Origin of the sequence: Bradyrhizobium iriomotense, assembly GCF_030160715.1 — a bacterium.
GTDB lineage: Bacteria > Pseudomonadota > Alphaproteobacteria > Rhizobiales > Xanthobacteraceae > Bradyrhizobium > Bradyrhizobium iriomotense.
In genome coordinates, this window is the sequence record NZ_BSOW01000034.1 from 57,688 (window position 1) to 77,823 (window position 20,136).

At 62.1% G+C, this 20,136-nt stretch carries 21 protein-coding genes; 8 read left to right on the top strand and 13 right to left on the bottom strand.

Annotated features, from left to right (window positions below; genetic code table 11):
* The first annotated feature begins 7 nt into the window (after positions 1 to 7).
* A complete protein-coding gene (locus tag QQL28_RS36110) occupies positions 8 to 625 on the top strand; it encodes an Isoquinoline 1-oxidoreductase subunit (RefSeq protein ID WP_284273420.1) in 618 nt (205 codons plus the stop codon).
* Positions 626 to 631: 6 nt separating this feature from the next.
* On the opposite strand, the gene QQL28_RS36115 is transcribed toward QQL28_RS36110, so the two are convergent.
* The 4 genes from QQL28_RS36115 to QQL28_RS36130 form a co-directional block, all read right to left on the bottom strand.
* Positions 632 to 2,020: a tetratricopeptide repeat protein gene (locus tag QQL28_RS36115; RefSeq protein WP_284273421.1), complete on the bottom strand. Its 1,389-nt coding sequence runs from the start codon at positions 2,018 to 2,020 to the stop codon at positions 632 to 634.
* 51 nt (positions 2,021 to 2,071) lie between these two features.
* The gene (locus QQL28_RS36120; RefSeq protein ID WP_284273422.1) at positions 2,072 to 4,771 is read right to left on the bottom strand and encodes an AAA family ATPase; all 2,700 of its coding nucleotides are present in this window, start codon (positions 4,769 to 4,771) and stop codon (positions 2,072 to 2,074) included.
* A 46-nt stretch (positions 4,772 to 4,817) separates the two neighbouring features.
* On the bottom strand, positions 4,818 to 5,435 hold the full coding sequence (locus QQL28_RS36125; RefSeq protein WP_284273423.1) for a hypothetical protein: 618 nt from the start codon (positions 5,433 to 5,435) through the stop codon (positions 4,818 to 4,820).
* Positions 5,436 to 5,799: 364 nt separating this feature from the next.
* Positions 5,800 to 6,177, bottom strand: coding sequence for a hypothetical protein (locus QQL28_RS36130; RefSeq protein ID WP_284273424.1), 378 nt, complete (start codon positions 6,175 to 6,177; stop codon positions 5,800 to 5,802).
* Between the two features lie 453 nt (positions 6,178 to 6,630).
* On the opposite strand from QQL28_RS36130, the gene clcA reads away from it, so the two are divergent.
* From clcA to QQL28_RS36150, 4 genes are all read left to right on the top strand, one after another.
* Complete coding sequence (gene clcA / locus QQL28_RS36135; protein ID WP_284273426.1) at positions 6,631 to 7,959, top strand: H(+)/Cl(-) exchange transporter ClcA; 1,329 nt, start codon at positions 6,631 to 6,633, stop codon at positions 7,957 to 7,959.
* A gap of 315 nt (positions 7,960 to 8,274) precedes the next feature.
* Positions 8,275 to 9,828 (top strand): bifunctional AfsR/SARP family transcriptional regulator/alpha/beta hydrolase, encoded by a 1,554-nt coding sequence (locus QQL28_RS36140; protein WP_284273428.1) that lies wholly within the window; start codon positions 8,275 to 8,277, stop codon positions 9,826 to 9,828.
* Between the two features lie 158 nt (positions 9,829 to 9,986).
* Positions 9,987 to 10,820, top strand: coding sequence for an alpha/beta fold hydrolase (locus QQL28_RS36145; protein ID WP_284273430.1), 834 nt, complete (start codon positions 9,987 to 9,989; stop codon positions 10,818 to 10,820).
* Positions 10,821 to 10,851: 31 nt separating this feature from the next.
* Positions 10,852 to 11,166: a hypothetical protein gene (locus tag QQL28_RS36150; RefSeq protein ID WP_284273432.1), complete on the top strand. Its 315-nt coding sequence runs from the start codon at positions 10,852 to 10,854 to the stop codon at positions 11,164 to 11,166.
* Positions 11,167 to 11,662: 496 nt separating this feature from the next.
* Here QQL28_RS36150 and QQL28_RS36155 read toward each other — a convergent pair whose 3' ends face one another.
* From QQL28_RS36155 to QQL28_RS36185, 7 genes are all read right to left on the bottom strand, one after another.
* A complete protein-coding gene (locus tag QQL28_RS36155; protein ID WP_284273433.1) occupies positions 11,663 to 11,908 on the bottom strand; it encodes a hypothetical protein in 246 nt (81 codons plus the stop codon).
* 359 nt (positions 11,909 to 12,267) lie between these two features.
* A complete protein-coding gene (locus tag QQL28_RS36160) occupies positions 12,268 to 12,972 on the bottom strand; it encodes a GrlR family regulatory protein (protein WP_284273434.1) in 705 nt (234 codons plus the stop codon).
* Positions 12,973 to 13,222: 250 nt separating this feature from the next.
* The gene (locus tag QQL28_RS36165; protein ID WP_284273435.1) at positions 13,223 to 13,372 is read right to left on the bottom strand and encodes a hypothetical protein; all 150 of its coding nucleotides are present in this window, start codon (positions 13,370 to 13,372) and stop codon (positions 13,223 to 13,225) included.
* Between the two features lie 98 nt (positions 13,373 to 13,470).
* Complete coding sequence (locus QQL28_RS36170; protein WP_284273484.1) at positions 13,471 to 14,292, bottom strand: tetratricopeptide repeat protein; 822 nt, start codon at positions 14,290 to 14,292, stop codon at positions 13,471 to 13,473.
* Positions 14,293 to 14,324: 32 nt separating this feature from the next.
* Entirely contained in the window at positions 14,325 to 15,011 is a 687-nt protein-coding gene (locus tag QQL28_RS36175) for a substrate-binding domain-containing protein (RefSeq protein WP_284273436.1), read from the bottom strand.
* Positions 15,012 to 15,030: 19 nt separating this feature from the next.
* On the bottom strand, positions 15,031 to 15,735 hold the full coding sequence (locus QQL28_RS36180; protein WP_284273438.1) for a GrlR family regulatory protein: 705 nt from the start codon (positions 15,733 to 15,735) through the stop codon (positions 15,031 to 15,033).
* Positions 15,736 to 15,936: 201 nt separating this feature from the next.
* The gene (locus QQL28_RS36185; RefSeq protein ID WP_284273439.1) at positions 15,937 to 16,971 is read right to left on the bottom strand and encodes a glutamine synthetase beta-grasp domain-containing protein; all 1,035 of its coding nucleotides are present in this window, start codon (positions 16,969 to 16,971) and stop codon (positions 15,937 to 15,939) included.
* A gap of 537 nt (positions 16,972 to 17,508) precedes the next feature.
* On the opposite strand from QQL28_RS36185, the gene QQL28_RS36190 reads away from it, so the two are divergent.
* A complete protein-coding gene (locus QQL28_RS36190; RefSeq protein WP_284273441.1) occupies positions 17,509 to 17,712 on the top strand; it encodes a DUF2735 domain-containing protein in 204 nt (67 codons plus the stop codon).
* 104 nt (positions 17,713 to 17,816) lie between these two features.
* Here QQL28_RS36190 and QQL28_RS36195 read toward each other — a convergent pair whose 3' ends face one another.
* Entirely contained in the window at positions 17,817 to 18,125 is a 309-nt protein-coding gene (locus QQL28_RS36195) for an MliC family protein (protein WP_284273442.1), read from the bottom strand.
* Positions 18,126 to 18,209: 84 nt separating this feature from the next.
* Here QQL28_RS36195 and QQL28_RS36200 point away from each other — a divergent pair, with 84 nt between their 5' ends.
* Both QQL28_RS36200 and QQL28_RS36205 read left to right on the top strand, forming a co-directional pair.
* Positions 18,210 to 18,953 (top strand): tyrosine-protein phosphatase, encoded by a 744-nt coding sequence (locus QQL28_RS36200; RefSeq protein WP_284273443.1) that lies wholly within the window; start codon positions 18,210 to 18,212, stop codon positions 18,951 to 18,953.
* A gap of 157 nt (positions 18,954 to 19,110) precedes the next feature.
* Entirely contained in the window at positions 19,111 to 19,791 is a 681-nt protein-coding gene (locus QQL28_RS36205; RefSeq protein WP_284273444.1) for an SDR family oxidoreductase, read from the top strand.
* Here the strand turns inward: QQL28_RS36205 and QQL28_RS36210 are convergent.
* Positions 19,788 to 20,135, bottom strand: a complete 348-nt coding sequence (locus QQL28_RS36210; protein ID WP_284273446.1) for a hypothetical protein — start codon at positions 20,133 to 20,135, stop codon at positions 19,788 to 19,790. The genes QQL28_RS36205 and QQL28_RS36210 overlap by 4 nt on opposite strands.
* Position 20,136 lies beyond the last annotated feature (1 nt).

Sequence of the window (20,136 nt, forward strand, 5' to 3'; positions counted from 1 at the left end):
ACGAGCCATGATCTCCGACGCGCGCTTCAAGACGATGGCCGTGATCGCGGCGCTCGCCAGCAGCCTTTGCGCAGGCTATGCGGCCTCGGAAACGGCAAGCCATGCGCTGGCCTCGCCCGAGAGCTTTGCCAACATTGCCGACACCGAGAAACGCTCGGCCGCGATCTTCACCGAGCTCGGCAAGGTGCTGACGCATCCGCGCTGCACCAATTGTCATCCGGCCGGCGACAGCCCGCGGCAAGGCGACAATCCGCATCTCCACCAGCCGCCGGTCACGCGCGGCGCCGATGGTCATGGTCTGGAGTCGATGCGCTGCCATACCTGCCACCAGAAGGCCAATTTCGAGCCCGGCCGTGTCCCCGGCCATCCCGAATGGCATCTTGCCCCACGCGAAATGGCTTGGGAGGGCAAGACGATCGGGGAGATCTGCGAGCAGATCAGGGATCCCGCGCGCAACGGCGGCCGCAAGGTGGAGGCGCTGATCGACCACATCGGCAAGGACACGCTGGTCGGCTGGGCCTGGAAGCCGGGCTTCGGCCGCTCGCCGGCGCCGGGCACGCAAGCGCAGGCCGGCGCACTGGTTGAAGCCTGGGTGAAGACCGGCGCGGCATGCCCCGCGCCGTGAAGCCGATTAAGGTGATGCCGGTCGCTGGGTGGGGTCCGGCCACGGCGATGGGCCTGCTGTCTCGGTCTCCGCCGTTTCCAGCAGGATCACGCGTGGTACCGGCTTGAGGCCGGCCGAAATGCTTTTGGCCAGCTCCGCGGCGCTGGTCTTGATGGCAGGTTGGAGGAAATCATCCAGTCTCTGAAGGTTGACGGCTGCATCTTGCCGTCCGAGCTCTTTCGCAACCGTGTAGTAAGCGTAGGCCTTGGTGTAGTCTCGCGCTGTTCCGGCACCTTCGTGGTAGGCACGAGCAAGCCAATAGTGGCAATAGGCATTTCTGTAGGGCGCGCAAAGCTGGAGTAATTCGAACGAGCGCTTGGTGTCGAACCACGGGGCCTCCCGCGCGAATCTGTAGACGTAAGCGAGCTCCCCGAGGGCGAAGACCGAGTGCCCTTGGCGATAGGACCGCTCAAACCACTTGATCGATTCCGGCAGATCATCGCTTTCTCGAAAGCCATACCGGTCCCTGAACCACCGCGCGAGCGTGAGCTGTGCCCCTTCGAAGCCCGCATCCGCCGCGCGTCGCAAATAGTCGATCGTCTTCGCAGTGTCGCGGGTGAGCCCGCCCCGCCCGGTATTGATGCAGTATGCAAGTTGCGCCATGGCGATGAGTTCGCCGCTGTCCGCCGCCCTGCGCAAGAGATCGACTGCCTTCACGGTATCGTACGTGCCGCCAAATTCGCCGCTGACGTATCCGGCAGCAGCAAGCCGCATCGCATACGGCTCGCCAGCCGCCACCCCGTCATCGATCAACTTCCGTCCCGCCGTCTCATCCTTCGGCACGCCGCCCGCGCCCGAGAAGAGGATGCGCCCGAGAACGCTGCCAGCCTGACGATGTCCTCCGGCGGCGGCCTCGCGCAGCAACGCTTCCGCGTCGCGCGTTTGGTCGGTCGAATTTGGTACCAGCAGGGCGAGCGCCGTGACGAACTGAACGTTCGGGTCGCTTGCGGTCGCCGATCTCAGGATATCGATCGCCTTCGCCCAATCATAGCGATAGTAGGCGCCGAGCGCTGCCGTGAGTTTCGGCTGGTCGTCTGCGGCTGAGTTTCGAAAGGTCGACCGGTCGACGTTGACCGTGATCTGATTGGCGATACTGGGTCGGCCGACCTCATCGTCCCAGAAAAACGTGGCGCGCCGCGTTGCTGCGCAGCCCGGGGTCGACGCGTTGGTGCAATCGGCTGGCTTTGCCCAGCTGCCCAGCGGAATTGCTGCTTCAGGCCCCCCTAGACCCAACAGAAGCCAGCCCGCGAGCAAGATTGCTGTCACCTGCGGCCAGACAAGCCACGCGCGACGGTACCAGGCATCGTACTGCCAGAAGGCGATATGCAAGGCCGCTGCTCGGCCAATCGCTGTCATCGGTTTTGTCCGTTCCAATTCCATCGCGGGGACCGATTGCTTCGTTTGCGGCTATGCCACGTCCTGATTGACCAGCTCAACGGCGAGGAACTTGAGCGCATCGGCGATGGGAATGAAGAAATTGATGCTCACGCTCACCCCCGAGATGGTTAGTCCGGCAACGCTAGCAGCGACGACATTGCCGAACCCGTCCACCATCGGTCCCCCGCTGTTGCCGGGATGAATGGCAACGTCGCTTTGCATCAGCGAAAGATCGTTTTCCGTGCGATAGGCACTGACGATGCCTTTGGTGATCGTCGTCGAATATTTCTCGTCTCGCGGCGTCCCTACCGCATAAACCTCGGAGGCGACTTCGGGAGCGTCGAGCCGCAGTGGCAGCGCCGGCATTCCCGATTCATTCACTTTGACCAGAGCGATGTCTCTCGTCTTGTTCGTTCGCAAGACTTCGCCGGGCAGCTGACGGCCGGTCGTCAGCTTGACCGCCACGAATTTGTTCTCCGCTACCACGTGGTGGTTGGTCAGGAGATATCCATCCTTCGAGATGAAAAAGCCGCTACCGTGACCACCTTCAATCTGGATGGTGACAACCGCGGCCTGCAGGGCGGACGTCCCCTCCGACAGCGGGGTAACCGAGCGAGGGAGCGCGGGAATCCCGACGATGGTATCGCTGATCTTCTCCCGCACCGTCTCGCGATATCCGGAAATCTGAATGGCCGCGTCAATATCCGCCATGGCAAGCTGACGCACGTCCCCCGAGGGGTCGTGCGCAATGCGCGTGGCCTGGGCCTCGCGCGCGCGCTCGAGCAGCGTTCGCATCTCGCGCGCTTGACCCCAGGATTTGTTGCGCATGCCCACCTTGATCCACGGACCAAGGCTGGACTCGAGATCATCCGGCAATACGAAGTTTTGTCGTTTGGCCATCACCCGCAGGATGGCGGCGAGCTCGTTTGCGGCATAGGGCGGAAACGCGATCGTCTTGGTAAAGCGGCTGGAGAGGCCCGGATTGCTGTTGATGAAGCGCTGCATCTCATTCGGGTAGCCCGCGACGATGACGACGATGCGATCGCGGTTGTCCTCCATGAATTTGAGCAACGTATCGATTGCCTCCTGGCCGAAATCGTTGCCCGGTCGCGACAGAGAATACGCTTCGTCGATGAACAGGATGCCGTCAAGCGCTTCCCTGCATTTGTCGAGCGTCTTGGGAGCGGTCTGGCCGATATAGCCCGCAACGAGACCCGAGCGGTCAGTCTCGACCAGATGACCTTTTCGCAGCACGTTGAGCGAACGATAGATCTCGCCGAGTGCGCGCGCGACCTCGGTCTTCCCCACGCCGGGCGGGCCGGTAAATACCATGTGCCGGCTGATGGGCGCGACGACAAGGCCCTGCTCGCGGCGCAAGCGCTCGACTTCAAGCGCCGACATGATCCTGTTCACCTCTGCCTTGACCGGCTCCAGCCCGACCATCTCTTCGAGGCGGTCCAGCGCCTGATCGAGCGTGCGTTCGGGGGGGATGGTGGCCTCAACCTTCAGCCTTCGCCCGGCGCGTGGCGCCGAATGGTCAGGCGAAGAAGGCACCAACGCGTGCTCAACGACGATCGGAGCCGGAGTTGGTGTAGTCGGCACGGGCGGAGGCGCCGGCGGCGGGACGTTCGTTCGCACCAAAGGCACGCCTACACTTTCGAAGTCGACCAACTCGACCTTGCTGATGTCGGCGGTCGGGTCGGCGGCCACGCGCAGGGACTGGGCTTCGCACGCTTTATCAAGGAGGTTGCGCATCTCGCGAGCGTTGCCCCAGCCCTCGCTTCTCCACTGGGTTTCGATCCAGGGGACGAGGCTCTGCTCGAGTACGTCGGGCAACTCCGCGTGTTGTCGCTTGGCCATCAATCGCAGGATCGCAGCCAGCTCCTTCGGCTCATAGGCCGGGAATTCGATGGTCCTGTTGAAGCGGCTCGCCAGACCCGGATTCGTGGCGATGAAACGCCGCATCTCATTGGGATACCCGGCGGCGATCACCATGATGCGGTCGCGGTTGTCTTCCATGAACTTGATTAGCGTCGCGATTGCCTCGTGGCCAAAATCCTTGCCTTCGCCCGCGAGCGAGTAGGCTTCGTCGACGAAAAGGATGCCGTCGAGTGCCTCCTTGCACTTGTCCAGCGTCTTCATGGCCGTCTGCCCGATATAACCTGCGACCAGATCGGCGCGCTGCACTTCGACCACATGTCCTTTGCGCAGCACTTTGAGAGAGCGATAGATCTCCCCCAGGGCGCGCGCGATCTCGGTCTTGCCGACGCCGGGCGGCCCGGTGAACACCATGTGCCTGCTCACCTTCGCCACGGGCAAGCCCTGTTCACGGCGCTTGCGCTCGACTTCGATGCCGGCCAGCAGCTTGTTGACCTCCTCCTTGACGGAGCTGAGCCCTATCATCTGGTCGAGCTCGTCGAGCACCTCGTCGGCGCTGCGGACAGACACGGAAGGAGACTCCACGTTCAGCCGACGCCCGACCGTATAGCCCTCCCCGACAGGGACCAATCCGAATCCGGTGGGGTCGCTTGCAAGCCGCATCGCCACATAGGTCAGTGCGACGCCGGCCACCATGATCAGAAGCACGGCACCGACCGTGAGCGAATTCGCCCATGTCAATGCGCTGAATGGACCGGATTTCGGATTAAGGATCCAATTAGTAGCGACCGCGGCCACGATCATGGCAACGCACATGGCGACCATCGGACTGTTGCGGAAGAAGTTTTTCAAGACCGGCAATTCCCCATCACAGCGTCGCGTTCATCCATTTGCGCATTCATTGGCAAGGGTTGCGCACCTGCCACCTCACGTTAACGGAATACGCCCCGTTCACGTCCTGAACGCCCCCGGGCCTCAGGTAGAACCCCACCTGGTCCGCCTCGCCGACCAATGTAAGAACTCCACGGCCCACGGGATAAGGCGCGGGATAGGGAATGGCGATGCGCTGAGGTGTCGTGGTGAGCTTGATCGGCGGCGACAGATATTGTCCCGAGCGGACGCGCACCATGCCACCATGCCCACTCGGTCGTTGCGTCAACGTCACCCATGCCAGCGGCGCCTTGCAGTTCCTCGCGTCATCCACCGCTGCTTTCGAACTTCCCGGATCGAGGGTGGGAAGGGCTGCATTGATGTCGGCTGGTACCAGCACTTCGAGAGTGGATTCCTCACCAACGGCAGCCGGTTTGTCGCGCGTGAGGCTGGGCAATACCACGACGGCGGCTATTCCGGCGGTCACGAGCGCGCCGGCAATTCCAATCAGTGTGCCCCGAGAGGAGCCAGGCTTCTTGTCACGAGGCGGCGGCTCCTGACGTGAGGGCCGGTCTTGCCCGCTGGGCGCGCCCTCGGAAATCGCCTGTTGTGCATCTGGGTCACTCATGTTCGAGCGTTCGTTCATTGCAGGGGCCAGGAGATTATGGTCGACGGCTGACGTGCCGACAACCCTGATTCGGGAAGTCAGGATCGAAACGGTTACTGAACGATGTCACGCGCGCTTCGTCCCACCATCGTGTTTCGTGCCAGTCTTCGTTCCCGACAGAGGGGCGCTCGTGGTTAAGCTTTTGTCACAAACCTGCGGCGCGGAACGTGCGTTAGGTCACTCATCCGTTTCGCCGGGAGCGGTTTCCCCAGTTGTCATCCGAGTGCGTCGCAGTTCACCTGCGCGCTCGCAGCGCCAAGAGAACTCGCTGGCAAGATTGCGACAACACTCGCGCCCAATATGTCATGCCGCTTCCAAACGCATGCAAGGGATGCGAGGAACGCTATTTGATCGTCGCGTTCACGGTGATGACCGACGTGCCAGAAGCCGTCGGCCCCCGCCCCGTTGCTTTGATGGCAAACGCATCGCTCCCCTTATATTTGGCCTTCGCTTTGTATTCGAACGTAGACGGGTTGACCTTTTTCAGCTTGCCGTGTGACGGCTTTTGAGAGATCTCCGAACCAACGACCGTCCCGCGCATCTTGATTGGAAATTGGCAACTTGCCCCGGATGTGAGATCGATGTCTGCCGTCGAATTCTCACCCCAATCCGCTAGTGTCCCTGAAATCGAGCATTCAGAAACGGCCCACGCCCGAGACGCAAACAGTAGGCTTGGGCAGCTGGCGATGAGCGCCAACGCGGCGACCTTTGACAACTGCATGATAGGCTTCTCCGCATCGTTGTCAGTTTACGGACATCACTCCACCCTCACCTATTGACGGTCGGCGGAGTGCCAAACGCGCTGCCTCACCCAGCCATCATGCCGGTCCGTCGGCTCAGGGTCAAAACGATAGTGGTTCCCAAATCGCAATTTTTCGCTCGCCGGTCATGTCTGACGAAGCAACCTGTTGATGTAGAAAATCAAGTGGGCCCCTTACGTCCGTATTCCGAGGGCGAGCTCGGCTAGGTAGCCCAGGGTCGAGGGGCCCGCTGTTGGACCCAAAGCGGGCCTTGGTTCGGCGCACCTGTCGTTGGGAGGTGCGGTGAGGTTCCCAGCGTGTCGATCGGAAAGGCCGTTCTTCAGTCGAAGTTGGAAGCATTTTTGTCCGGGACATTCGCCAGTGATTTCGGCAAACTTTGTCCGTTGCGAAAGCTTCGAGCTCACTGAGCAGCCGTGGACCGAAAACCTGACGACGATCGACATGTCGCAAACGAACGTCGCAGCCTGTTGGGCCTCGCGGCGATGGCCCTCGTCATAGGGGCAGCCACCGGGTGTGTTGGGGCGATCTTCCGGCTTGTGCTCGCGCATGCCGATCGTCAGCGCGACGCGTTGATCGTTTGGGCCCACGGCCACGCAGTCTGGGGATTCTTGATGGTCGTCGGCGCGTGCGCAGTCGCAACCCTGGTTGCCGCGTGGATGGTGTGGCAGTTCTCGCCACACGCTTCGGGAAGCGGCATTCCGCATGTCGAAGCTGTCCTGCGTGAAGAGATTCCACCGGCTCAGTTTGGTCTGGTGCCGGTGAAATTCTTCGGCGGGATACTGGCGATCGGCTGCGGGCTGGCGCTGGGCCGCGAGGGGCCGACCGTCCAGATGGGCGCCGGTATCGCGGTTTTCGCTGCGCGCATCTGCCGGCTCTCATGGGCGGACTGCCGAGTGCTGCTGGCGGCCGGTGCCGGGGCCGGCCTTGCAACGGCCTTCAATGCGCCAATTGCCGGGCTCGTGTTTGTGCTGGAGGAGCTGGTGCAGAGGTTCGAGCACCGTGTTGCCGTCGCCGCCCTTGCGGCGCTGGCAGCGGCGATCCCGGTCGCACGGCTGTTTCTCGGTGACGCGCCCGACTTCCAGATCGGGCCGCTGAGCTATCCCGGCGCAGAGTCAGCTCCGTTGTTCTTTGCTCTGGGCGGCATCGCGGGCCTGCTTGCCGTCGCATACAATCGCACCCTGCTCGCGACCATTGCAATTCGCGACCGATTTGGACGGCTACCGATGGAGCTCCGCGCCGGATTGATCGGCGCAAGCGTCGGCATATTGGCCTGGTTCGCGCCCGAACTGGTCGGTGGCGGAGATCAGATCACGCAGCGCGCGCTGATCGGCCACGAGAGCGTGGCGATCGTGGGGTTCGCCTTCCTGATCCGGTTCGGGCTCGGCGGTCTCTCATACGCGGCCGGCACGCCCGGCGGACTGTTCGCGCCCTTGCTCGTGCTGGGAGCCCAGTCCGGGCTGCTGTTCGGGACGGCTTGCCGTCATGCATTCCCGGCGCTCGCTGTCCAGCCGGAAGCATTTGCGTTGGTAGGCATGGCCGCTTTCTTCACCGGCGTGGTGCGTGCGCCGGTGACCGGCATCGTTCTCGTCGCCGAAATGACCGGTAACGTGACAATGCTGCTGCCGATGCTGGGCGCCTGCTTCATGGCGATGCTGCTACCCATGCTGCTCGGCAATGCACCGATCTACGATTCTCTGCGCGAGCATACGCTGCGCCTGGAGCGACAAATCAGACAGAGATGAGATCGGCGTCATCCACCGCAACTGCGCCAGTTTGCGTGGAGCGGTCGTTCATGGCGTGAACAGCTCCAAATGTCCCTGCTGCGGTGCATGTGCTCGCAATTGGCCCGTCGCTTCAGTTGGCACCGAGCAGCGGCATGTCTGAAGTTGCAGGGTAACCGGACGCGGCTGGCCAACTGCAGGAATGTCGACGTTGACCCGAAGCGGCCCTTGCCTATTGGACTGCTTCTGGGCAAGTTTACGGAGTTGGTAGACACCAACCAATCCGGTGAATCCAAAGCACATCTGCGGTACCCTGATTAGAGGTGATCGTGCCGGATGAAGAGCCCCCTACAGATCAAGGTGCTCGGCGAACTGGCGGTCGTGCGCGACGCCCAGGAAATTGTCCTGCCTGCGTCAAAGAAGACGCGCGCTTTGCTCGCCTATCTGGCTTTGGCCAACAGGCGACAACGTCGCGACTATCTATGCCAAATGCTCTGGAACGCGCCGGACGATCCCAGAGCTTCGCTCAGGTGGAGCCTCACGAAGCTTAGGCATGTGCTCAACGAGGACGGTGATGAGTCCTGCCTCAGGACCGATGGAAGCGGCGTGTTTCTCGACACCAACAAGCTTGATGTCGATTTACTCCACGTCGTCCACATTACAACAGAAAACGTGCGCTCTCTTGCCACCTCAGACCTGGAAACTTGGGCCGCGCTGTTCCGAGGGCGCTTCCTCGAAGGTCTTGAACTTCCTCGGTGCCCCGTTTTCGAGGCTTGGCGCACCTTTCATGCCGACGCACTGGATCGCACCAGATCTCTGATCCTCCAGATGCTTGTAGAACGGCTGCGCAGTGAACCTAACCGGGCTCTTTTCTATGCCCAAGCCCTGCAGTCCATGAATCCGACCGATAAGCAAGTGGCATTGGAGTTGCGATCGCTTGACACGTCGGCTCGAGAGAGCGCGATGCGATCGGCGAGCACGCGCTTGAGTCGAGCACCTGGCGGCCTGCTCGATGCATCGATCGCGCTAGATGAACACCAGCGTTCCCAACAAATACGGTATTGCAGGAGCCCGGACGGGGTCCAAATTGCTTACGCCATCTCCGGCAAGGGACCACCAATTCTTCGCGCGGCGCATTGGATGTCGCATCTTCAGTATGAGTGGGAAAGCCCAGTGTGGCGACACTGGATCGATTCACTCTCGAAAGCTAATACGCTCATCCGATACGATGAACGCGGCAACGGCCTGTCCGATTGGAATGCTGATGATCTGTCCTTCGCCGCCATGGTTTGCGATCTGGAGAGCGTTGCTGACGCAAACGGTTTGAGCGGGTTCCCACTGCTGGGTGTCTCGCAAAGCTGTGCGGTATCGGTCGCCTACGCCGTCCGGCACCCCGAGCGCGTATCTCACCTGGTCCTGTATGGCGGATACGCAAAAGGCTGGCGAAAGCGCGGGGACCGCCACGAGATTGATACCCATGAAGCCATGACCACATTGATCCGCGAGGGATGGGGAAAAGATAATCCCGCGTTTCGGCAGTTGTTCACCGAAACCTTCATTCCAGGCGCGAGCCGCGAGCAGATGGCGTGGTTTAATGACCTTCAGAGGGAGACTGCTTCGCCTGACAATGCCAGTCGACTTCATTATTCGTTTGGGGAGATGGACGTTTCGGGCATCTTGGGAGACGTGAGCGTTCCGACTTTGGTGCTGCACGCCAGGAATGATGCAGCAGTCCCATTCGAGCAAGGCAAGGCGCTAGCGGCTGGCATACCCGGAGCGCGCTTTGTGGATCTCAACAGCGCAAATCATATACTTCTTAGCGAGGAGTCGGCCTTCGCCGATTTCGTGCGAGAGGTCAGATCCTTCATTTCCGCGGCCGATTCCAGGTGACCCACTGGCTCGGGCGCATACCGACCGGTCATTGCCGTTAAGGCTGTCCGGCTCCCCAAATTCAACGCTTCTGCCGCTCTTTTTCAACGCCCGCGACAACACCTGCTCCAACGTGGGCCGCCGATCATCCAAGCCGGGATCAGCGAATGGAGGAGCAAATGAAAATTCATTCCGTAGTCGGCGGAGGTGGCGTGAAGCTGCATGTGCGTGACTGGGGCAAGGCCGATGCTCCGCCGATCCTGTTCATCCATGGATGGTCACAGAATCATCTTTGCTGGCACAAGCAGTACGAGAGCCAGCTTGCGGATGCATTTCACCTCGTGGCCTTCGATCTTCGCGGCCACGGCATGTCGGACGCGCCCGAGGCGCGGGAGCACTACACGGAACCGCGGCGCTGGGCGGATGACATTGCCGCCATCATCGATGAACTCGGCCTGAAACATCCCACACTCGTCGGATGGTCCTATGCCGGTTTTGTCATCTGTGACTATGTTCGTGCGTACGGTCAGGATGCCATCGCGGGGATCAACTTCGTGGGTGCGGCCGTAACGCTCAACAGCGCCGCGTTCGGCAGCCTGATCGGGCCCGGCTTCCTCGATCACGTTCCAGGCGCGACCGCTGACGATTTCCCCTCAAATATCCAGGCAATGCGTGCATTCCTGCATGGGTGCACAGCACGCCCCCTGCCGCCCGACGATTACGCCATGGCCTTGTGCTGGAACATCGTGGTACCCGCAAAGATACGCGCCGCCCTTGTCACGCGCGTGATCGATTCCGAGGACGTGCTGAGCGCACTGGATCGACCCGTCCTAATGACTCAGGGTCTGTGCGACACGGTGATCCTCCCGGCCATGGGTGAACAGATCCTTGAAAAATGCCGGACCAGTACCGCATCCTGGTACCCCGAAGCCGGACACGCACCCTTTCTCGAGGATCCACTGCGATTCAACCGCGAACTTGCCGAGTTCGTGAGCAAAGCAAGGATTATATAGAGAGAAAGAAACAGCTACACGCCCGTTCGCAATGCCGCCTACGGGCGACGACAAAACGGCGTTGCCGCAGCTACGTGCGTATCTGAACGACAATATTTTCCCAAGCGGCAGCGCGAAGCCCTTCTGGCTCACCGAATGGGGTTTCGGCAGCGACGGCTCCACGCCGGCCGACAGCCAGCGTGGACGGTCGGTCGCCGCAACGCGCGCCGATCTCGGCGATCTCTGCCGGCAAGGGCGCCTGAAGGGGGCGTTTTGGTATGTATGGAACGCACCTGACAAAGACTCTATCTATCGTGATGGCAGGCTCATGCCCTCAGGCAAGCTCGTCGTGGCACCGATGAAGTGAGGCGCATGAAGCGCCCGTTGGCTGCCGCACAAACTTCGCTGCTATGGGTGCAAAGCATGCGCAGGCTTTGTCGTTTCATCCCACCGGGTTTATGGGTACACGGCGTAGTATTAGAGGTAACGCTCGGCGTTCGTAACATTTGTTCGCAATTCCGCTCATGATGGCACCGGGGCCGGGCACCTCCACACTGACCAACATCCGAAATTGACTGTCGGAGCGCTCGGGCCTCAGTTAACATCTGCCGAGATAGCCCGCGCGGAAGCAATGTCACTGCGATCTGTTACCGACAAAATCGATAGCCTCATCCAAGGCATTGCCTTGTTGCTGACCCTTGTCATTTGGGCAGCTTTCGGGTTTCCCCTAATCCCGGAAGTCATTGGGTTCGGATGCTTGTTCATGGTCAGCCTAATTGTCCACTGGCGGATGACCTCCCGATACTCAAAGGAAAAGTAGCGCAAGCATGTCGCGCTTCCGTCGCCGCTCTTGAGGCTTATTTCTAACCGAGCCAGGATTTAGCGCGGCGGACAGCTCCTTTGGCCCCTGCAACTCCACCCAGTCCAAAGCACACCAGGATTCCGAAGAGCACGACGATGGTCCAATCACTATGAATACCTCCCTGTACGTGACCAAGAAACGAGATCCCGATCAACAGAGCCGCGTATCCAAGCATGGCTGCTCCAACCGCGAAGCCGACCAGGCCTGCGAGCAGGACAACCAACGACGTTCGCTTCACTTCCACCATCCGAAAACCCCTCTGATGGCGTCCTAGTTTGTGCCCGGCTCCAGGATGATGCCCATTTCGCTGAGCATTCCCTTCCATCCGCAGTTCGGACACTGAACCGCAGCTCTTTCATCATCGTGAGGATTTGCGCCTTCCTGATAATCAAAACCAGGGCTTCGACATTTCGGGCAACACCCCACGCCAATTCGTTTGACGACTTTTCCCAAGCCATTTCGCTCATTCCAACCTCAAGGCGGCTCTTTCCTATCAGGCTAAGCCCGCCATGTCCCCCTCTGGCCCAAGGCCGCGCTGCGGACGTATCGGCTTCAACGTCGCCTTCCAACAGCACAACGGACGCGACGAGTTTATGGGTAGACGCTCTACGCCCGTCGCATCAGTTTCAGCGAAGCCGCAAGACGCAGGCTACGCTTGCCTGCTAGCGCAACGCCTTCGAGCTCACCGCTGTCCGCGGTGCAGCTCCCCGAAAAACCGATCCCGACCTCATAGCCGCCGAAGACGGGATTCTCGCCCTTTGCCGGCGTATGCTCCTGGTTGAGCATTTCGCATTTCCATCGGCCATCCGCCGAGGCGTAGGAGCCGAGATAGTAGAAGAACGCATCGCCGCCGAGAATGCGGCCATCCATCAGCAGCATCACGCCGGAGAGGCCGCCATCGACGCCGTCGAGCGCGCGCAGATGGATCGAATAGAGCCCGTTCGCGATGCCGCCTGCTCCGACAATGCCACGTGGCGGCAAAGCATCGTCCTCGAGCCGCGTGAGATCGGCCCAAAACATCGCCCCGGGAAGCGGGTCTGCCTCGCCCTCGAAGCGAATTCCATTGGCGTTGGTCCGACCGCGCACGCTGATAGACATCGAATCGGCGCCCAACAGCGACTTGTAGTAGGGATCGTGGTTGTGACGCTGGGTGACCACCTCGCCGATGATCTCACCGCCACGCTCCTCATAGGTGCCGAGATGCGCAAAGGCGGAATTGCCGCCCAGCAGCTTGCCGTTGTGCATGCACATGATGCTGCGGCCGAACGCATCGTTGACGCCGTATTCGACCTTGTAGAGCCCGTTCAGCAACGAAGGAATCCTGGAAAGCCGTTTCTGCTCGCGGGCTACCTAGCACCGCCGCCGGAGCGAGGCCATCCGGCTTTTCCGCGCAGGGCGCACCGCTGGACGGGCGCTTTCCGCTCCGATCATGCCATTCTGCCACTGATTTGCCCGACGCGTCAACGAATTTCGCTAAATCCGCAGTCCGTCACCACCGGCCCCCGACTCCTTTGCATGGGGTTGTTTTCGATATTTTGTTGCGAGGTCCGAAAAAGGCCCTCTAGTGCCGCTTGAAATACTGCACCTCGCGCTCGTGCTTCGCGGCCGCTGCGCGGCTCTTGAACGTCCCGAGGTTGCGGCGCTTGCCGGTGCGCGGATTCACCTTGCGTGAATAGAGCCGGTATTCGCCGGATCGCAATTTGCGGATCATGTTGCGACTCCTGTTCGTTCCGGTCTCAACGACCGGGGCACGAACGAGGTTCCGTCACGGCCTGCCACGTGGGGAGAGATGCTGATGTCCGAAGCAGCTCAGAAGCAAAGCGTGGTGACGAGCTGGCCTTGCTTGTTCTTGATCGCATAGGGACAGCGGATGCGTTCCAGCGCCTTCTTGGCGTCTTCATCGCCGAGCGCCGCGGCGCGCTCGTAATAGGCCTTCGCCGCGGCCGCATCCTTCGGGCCGCCGCGACCTTCCTGTGCGAACGCGCCCATCCGCTCCAGCGCGCCCGGGTGGTTTTGCGCGGCCGCCTTCTCGAACAGCGCGCGCGCCGCAACGTCGTCCTTTTGACCGCCATCGCCGCTCGCGAGCATCAGGCCGAGCTGATACTGCGCTTCTGCATTGGTCTCGGCGGCCTTGCCGAGCAGCTCGCGCGCCCGCGCCGGGTCGGCCGGAGCTGCCCCGCCCGCACCACCAAGCGCGGCAAGATTGCTGACGCCGCGCGGATTGCCAGCCTGCGCCGCCTTCTCGAACAGCTTTCGCGCCTGCGCCTCATCCCTGGCGACGCCTGAGCCGGTGCCATAGAGCACGCCAAGCTCGACCATTGCCGCGCTCGAGCCCTTATCGGCCGCCTTGCGCCAGGCTGCCATCGCTTCCGCCGTCTGACGATTGGCAGCGTAGGCGCGCCCGAGCTCGAACATCGCACGCCGCGAGGCGCCTGCCGCCGTCTTGCAGAACTTGATCGCGGTCGCGACGTCGGCGCTCGCGATCTCGGCCACCCCCTTCACGTCAGCAGGCTTGTCGGGATCGCTGGGATCGGCCGCCAGGCGATCGCACAGCACGAGATCGGCCGACTGCGCATGTGCGGCGAGCGGTGCCGCGAAGGTCAGGAGAATGGCGCAGAGAGCTTTCCGCATGGCCGGCAGGTTGCGTCCGGGCATTGGCGAATTCAAGGCTCGAGGCCCGACTGCCGCAGCGCGGGCACAACGTCGGGCGAGGCCAGGTAGCGCAACAGCCGATCGGCGGCTTCAGCATTTTTCGCCGTCGCCATGCAGCCGGCCGAGAACAGCGCCGGTGTCTGCAAGTCCTGCGGGATCGGTCCGACCACTTCGATGCCTTCGACCTGCTTCAACTCGCTGATCTGCTGCACGGCGAGATCGGCCTCGCCGCTCACCAGCCGTTCCGCGGTAAAGCCCTGCTGCACGATGGTCGCCCTGGCGTTGATCTCGGTCGCAATGCCCATCCGAACGATCAGCCCGGCAAAGTAGATCCCGCTCGCGCCCAGCCGCGAATAAGCGACGGATCGTGCTGCAAGCAGCGTCTTGCGCGGGGCGCTTTCGCTGGAGATGTCGGGATGCGGCTGACCTGCGGCCACGGCGATGCCGACATAGGAGCGCGCGAGGTCGGCAGCGCTTTCCGCCACCACGCGGCCCTCGGCGATGACCTCGTCGAGGCCTTCGCGCGTCAGGATCACGAGATCGGCGGCCTCGCCGTCCCGCAAACGCCTCAGCAACGCCTGCGTCGGCGCGAAGTCGGCGTCGATGTGCACACCCGTCGCGGCTTGGTAAGCGGAGGACAGGCTGCGCATTGCTCCCATCAGGCCGAGCGTGGAGAGCATGCGGACGGTGTTTTCCATGGTCACTCGAAACATCCAATCAGGCGCGATGCATCAGCTTCAGCGTCGCGGTCAGCCGCAGGCTGCGTTTGCCGGCGAGCGCGGTGGCTTCCAGCACCGCCTGCTCGTCGTCATAGGTGCCGGAGAAGCCGATGCCGACCTCATGGCCGCCGAACACTGGATTTTCATCGCGGGCCGGCGTGTGCTCCTGGTTCAGGATCTGGCCCTTCCAGCGGCCATTCGCAGCCGTGTAGCTGCCGAGATAGTAGAACGAGGCATCGCCGCCGAGGATGCGCCCACGGTTGAGCAGCATGACGCCGGTGAGGCCCCCTTCAATGCCGTCCAGCATCCGCAAATGGATCGAGTAGAGACCGTCGGCGATGCCGCGCTCGCCGACGCCGCCGGCGATCGGAACCTCGTCCTCCCTGATCGGCATCATCACCGACTGGAAGGGCACGCCGGGCAATTCCTTCAGCTCGCCCTTGAAACGATAGAGATCGCCATCCGGCCAGCCCTTGGCGATCAGGGTCGCATCATCAGTGCCGGCCATCGCGCGATAATTCGGATCGGGATTATGGCGCACGGTCTTGATGACGATGGCGACCTCCTCGCCCGTCTTCTCGTAAGTGCCGATATGGGCAAAGGCCGAGTTGCCGCCCAGCATCCTGCCGTCGCCGACATGCATGACGCTGCGGCCAACAGCGTCGCCGAGCTGAAATCGTACCTTGTAGAAACCTTCCAACACCAGCCGTGTCCCCGGCCTGCGCGCATCCGAGGCGCCAGTCTATCCCGCTTTCAGCCGTGAGAGACAAGTTTCGTGCGCGCAGACCCAACGCTCGATATCGCCAAATGTCATCAAAATGCAAAAATCCGCCGACGCCTCGCGGCCTCGGCGGATTTGAGAGCCAGCCCGGACCAAGCCCCCAAGGTCCGGGCCGGAAGGATCTTAGGCCACTGACTTCTTGTCGGTCGGCACGGACGAGATCGTCTTCAGGATCTGCGAAGCGATCTGGTATGGGTCGCCCTGCGAGTTCGGACGACGGTCTTCCAGATAGCCCTTGTAGCCGTTGTTGACGAAGGAGTGCGGAACGCGGATCGAAGCACCGCGGTCGGCCACGCCATAGCTGAACTTGTTCCAGGGCGCGGTCTCGTGCTTGCCCGTCAGACGCTTGTCGTTGTCCGGGCCGTAGACGGCGATGTGGTCCATGAGGTTCTTGTCGAAGGCTGCCATCAGCGCCTCGAAATACTCCTTGCCGCCGACCGTGCGCATGTACTCGGTCGAGAAGTTGGCGTGCATGCCCGAGCCGTTCCAGTCGGTGTCGCCGAGCGGCTTGCAGTGGAACTCGATGTCGATGCCGTACTTCTCGGTGAGGCGCAGCATCAGGTAGCGGGCCATCCACATTTCGTCAGCGGCCTTCTTGGAGCCCTTGCCGAAAATCTGGAATTCCCACTGGCCCTTCGCGACTTCCGCGTTGATGCCTTCATGGTTGATGCCGGCAGCTAAGCAGAGGTCGAGATGCTCCTCGACGATCTTGCGGGCGACGTCTCCGACGTTCGAGAAACCGACGCCGGTGTAATACGGACCCTGCGGCGCCGGATAACCCGAGGCCGGGAAGCCGAGCGGACGGCCGTCCTTGTAGAAGAAGTACTCCTGCTCGAAGCCGAACCATGCGCCGGCGTCGTCGAGAATCGTGGCGCGCTTGTTGGACGCATGCGGGGTCTTGCCGTCGGGCATCATGACTTCGCACATCACGAGCACGCCGTTGGTACGGGCACCGTCCGGGAACACCGCGACCGGCTTCAGCACGCAATCGGAGCTGTGGCCTTCGGCCTGCTGGGTGGAGGAGCCATCGAAGCCCCAGAGCGGAAGCTGCTCGAGCGTCGGGAACGACGCGAATTCCTTGATCTGAGTTTTGCCGCGCAAATTCGGAGTCGGCGTATATCCGTCGAGCCAGATGTACTCGAGCTTGTACTTGGTCATTGAGCCTCTCTGTAGATGATGCGAAAGGTGGGGACCGGTGTCCCCCGCACGTTGTACCCGGCCATCATCGGCCGGGGCTTTCTAAGCATTTTGCGTGCCAAAACGCCGCACTGCGGGACGTTTTCCACCGCCAGAGCGTCGGGGCGGGGCACCGCCGGCAATCCACAGCCTCGTGCGTCAAAGCAGCGCACCTTTGCGTTACCTTGCACTGCAAAAACCCCGCGGAAAACGCCCGATTTGACAGCATGCGCCGCGTTGCACCCAAGCGCCGGCTAAAGCAGCGCCAATCGCTCGCAATTTTCGCGAAGTCGCAGGCCACCTCCCCGCAACCTTCGCAATGGCCCACGCGTTGGTCATTTGGAACCTGCCTTGCAGGGTGCAAATGGATGACTGCTCACAAATTAGGCCAACAATGATGCCGTTTTCAGCACTTTGCATTTCGACGAGCAGGGCCAATATGGGGTGACCCAGTAACCATAAGCGAACGAGTCGGGCGCACCATGGAGGTCAAGCGCTCCGGTTGAAGGAGATACCGCAATGATGAACAGTAACTTGGGCCCAGGGTCGGCCACGATCTACCAATTCCCTGTCGGGGGCCGCGCGGCTCTCGGCGGTCGCCGCTATGGCGAGGCCAGGCTGCCGGCCGATCACGTCTCCTCGCCCGTCGTCGAGACGATCTGCAGCGGCAGCTGGTATCACCAGGAGGCGATCGAGGAAGCCAAGCCGAAATGGGATCGCTGATGCCTGCCTTGGGTTCGGTACCGCCACGCGCTCGCAAGCGTCGGGTGGAAGTTTGAAAAAGGGTCGAAACGAGATCGTTTCGGCCCTTTTTTGATTTTCGGGGCTCAGCTCGATTCGCAGGCCGTGACGGGCCGTTTCAGATGCTTGACCGTGGTGCCGGTCTTGCCGATCTTGAGCGTGATCCCTGCGCCGGAGTAACGCGCGCCCGACAACGTCAGCCGCTTGGCGAGCGGAATAGCGCCGCCGTCGATCTGCATGAAGGCGCGCTTGTCGTCCTCGTAGAATGCCACGATGAACTGCGTGCCATCAGCACAACGATAGCCCTGAAACGTCTGCGCGTTCACGCCGGCCGCGCTCAAGGTTCCGCTTGCCGAGACGGCGACAGCCAAAATAATGGCCTTGTGCCGGTTCATGTTCGCCCCCTGTAATAGAGTTCAAGTAAATCGCGCGCGAGCCCCGCGGCCGATTCCGCCGGCACCATAGCCCAGGCTGATCTTATGTCAGACTCCCCTGCCCGCCACCTCGCCTTGCAAGGCGCCAGCAATTTTCGCGACCTCGGCGGTTACCCGACCGCCGACGGCCGGCAGACGCGCTGGCGGCACCTCTTCCGCTCCAATCATCTTGGCCTACTCACCGAAGCCGATGTCGAGATCGTCCGTGGCCTCGGCGTGAGAAGCGCGTTCGATTTCCGCGGCGTCGAAGAGCGCGCGGACGCGCTGTGCGGCGTGCGCGAGATCACCACGCATTCCCTGCCGATCGAGCCGACGGTGGTGGCCGCGCTCAGGGCGCAGATGGCCGAGGGTACGCTGACCGCGCCCGTTGCGCTCGAGCTCATGCGCGAGTCCTACCGCAACTATGTCCGCCACAACACGCACAGCTTTCGCGCGCTGTTCGGTCATCTCCTGGAGGACCGCGCGCCGCTCGTCATCCACTGCACCGCCGGCAAGGATCGCACCGGCTTTGCCTGCGCGCTGATCCTGCACGCGCTCGGCGTGCCCGAGGAGACCATCGCGGAGGACTATCTGCTGACGAACCGGTTATACCGCCGCGATCCGTCGGCCGCATCCGAACTGCCGCAGGACGTGCGCGACGCAATCGGCTCGGTAGAGTCCTCGTATCTCGCAGCCGGCTTCGAAGCCGTGCGCGCCGACTATGGCGACCTCGAAACCTATTTGCGCGATGGGCTCAAGCTCGGCACATTCGAGCGAACGGCACTCAAGGCGCGCTATCTGCAGGCCTAAAGCGCGATGAGATTGGGATGAATTATCATCGCGCTTTAGGTTATTGTTTGAGCATGATCTCCGCGCAAACGCGTTCCGCGTTTGTCGCGAGGGAAAACCGCTTCGCACTTTTCCGGATCATGCTCTAGCAGCCTCACCTCGCCGGGAGATCAAGACGATGCAAGGAAAAGTTCTCATCGTGACCGGTGCGCTCGGCGCGCTGGGCCAGGTGGTGGCGGAGACGGCGCTAGCGCGCGGTGCGCGCATCGGCGGCATCGATCACGCGCCCTCGCAGACGCCAGCCACTGCGCAGTGGATCGAGCTCGGCGGCGTCGATCTCTCGGACGAAGCACAGGCGAAGACGGCGATCTCGGCGGCGGCAAGACATTTCGGCCGCCTCGATGCGTTGATCAACATCGCCGGCGGCTTTGCCTTCGAGTCGGTCGGCGACGGTGACATCAAGACCTGGCAGCGCATGTATGCGCTGAACGTGCTGACCACGCTCAACACCTCGCGCGCCGCGCTGCCGCACCTTGCGGCCTCGAAGGCCGGCCGCATCGTCAATGTCGGCGCGATGGGCGCGCTCCAGGCCGGCTCCGGCATGGGCCCCTACGCAGCCTCGAAGGCCGGCGTGCACCGCCTCACCGAGGCGCTCGCCAACGAGTGGAAGGGCAAGGTCACGGTGAACGCGGTGCTGCCCTCGATCATCGACACCAAGGCCAATCGCGTCAGCATGCCGGATGCGGATTTCTCAAAATGGGTGACGCCGCAGGAGCTCGCCGAGGTGATCCTCTTCCTCGCAAGCGATGCAGCAAGCGCCGTGACGGGCGCGCTGATCCCGGTCAGCGGACGCGTCTAATCCGCCACCAGGAGCCGCAGATTGCCCTTGAAGCGGATACTCTGCTTGCCGGCGAGCGCGATGCCTTCGCCATAGGCGGTCTCGTCGGTGTAGGTGCCGCTGAAGCCGATTGTCACGACCTTCCGGCCCCACACCGGTCGCTCGTCGAACGAGGGCGAATGTTCCTCGTTGGTCAGCTCGCCCTTCCATTTGCTGTCGGCCGAGGTGTAGCTGCCGTAGGCGAAGAAAAATGAATCGCCGCCCCGCATGGTGCCGTCGCGCAGCACCATGATGCCTTGATTGCCGCCCTGCACGGCATCCAGCATCTCGATCCGGATGTGATAGAGCCCGTTCCTGATTGTCATC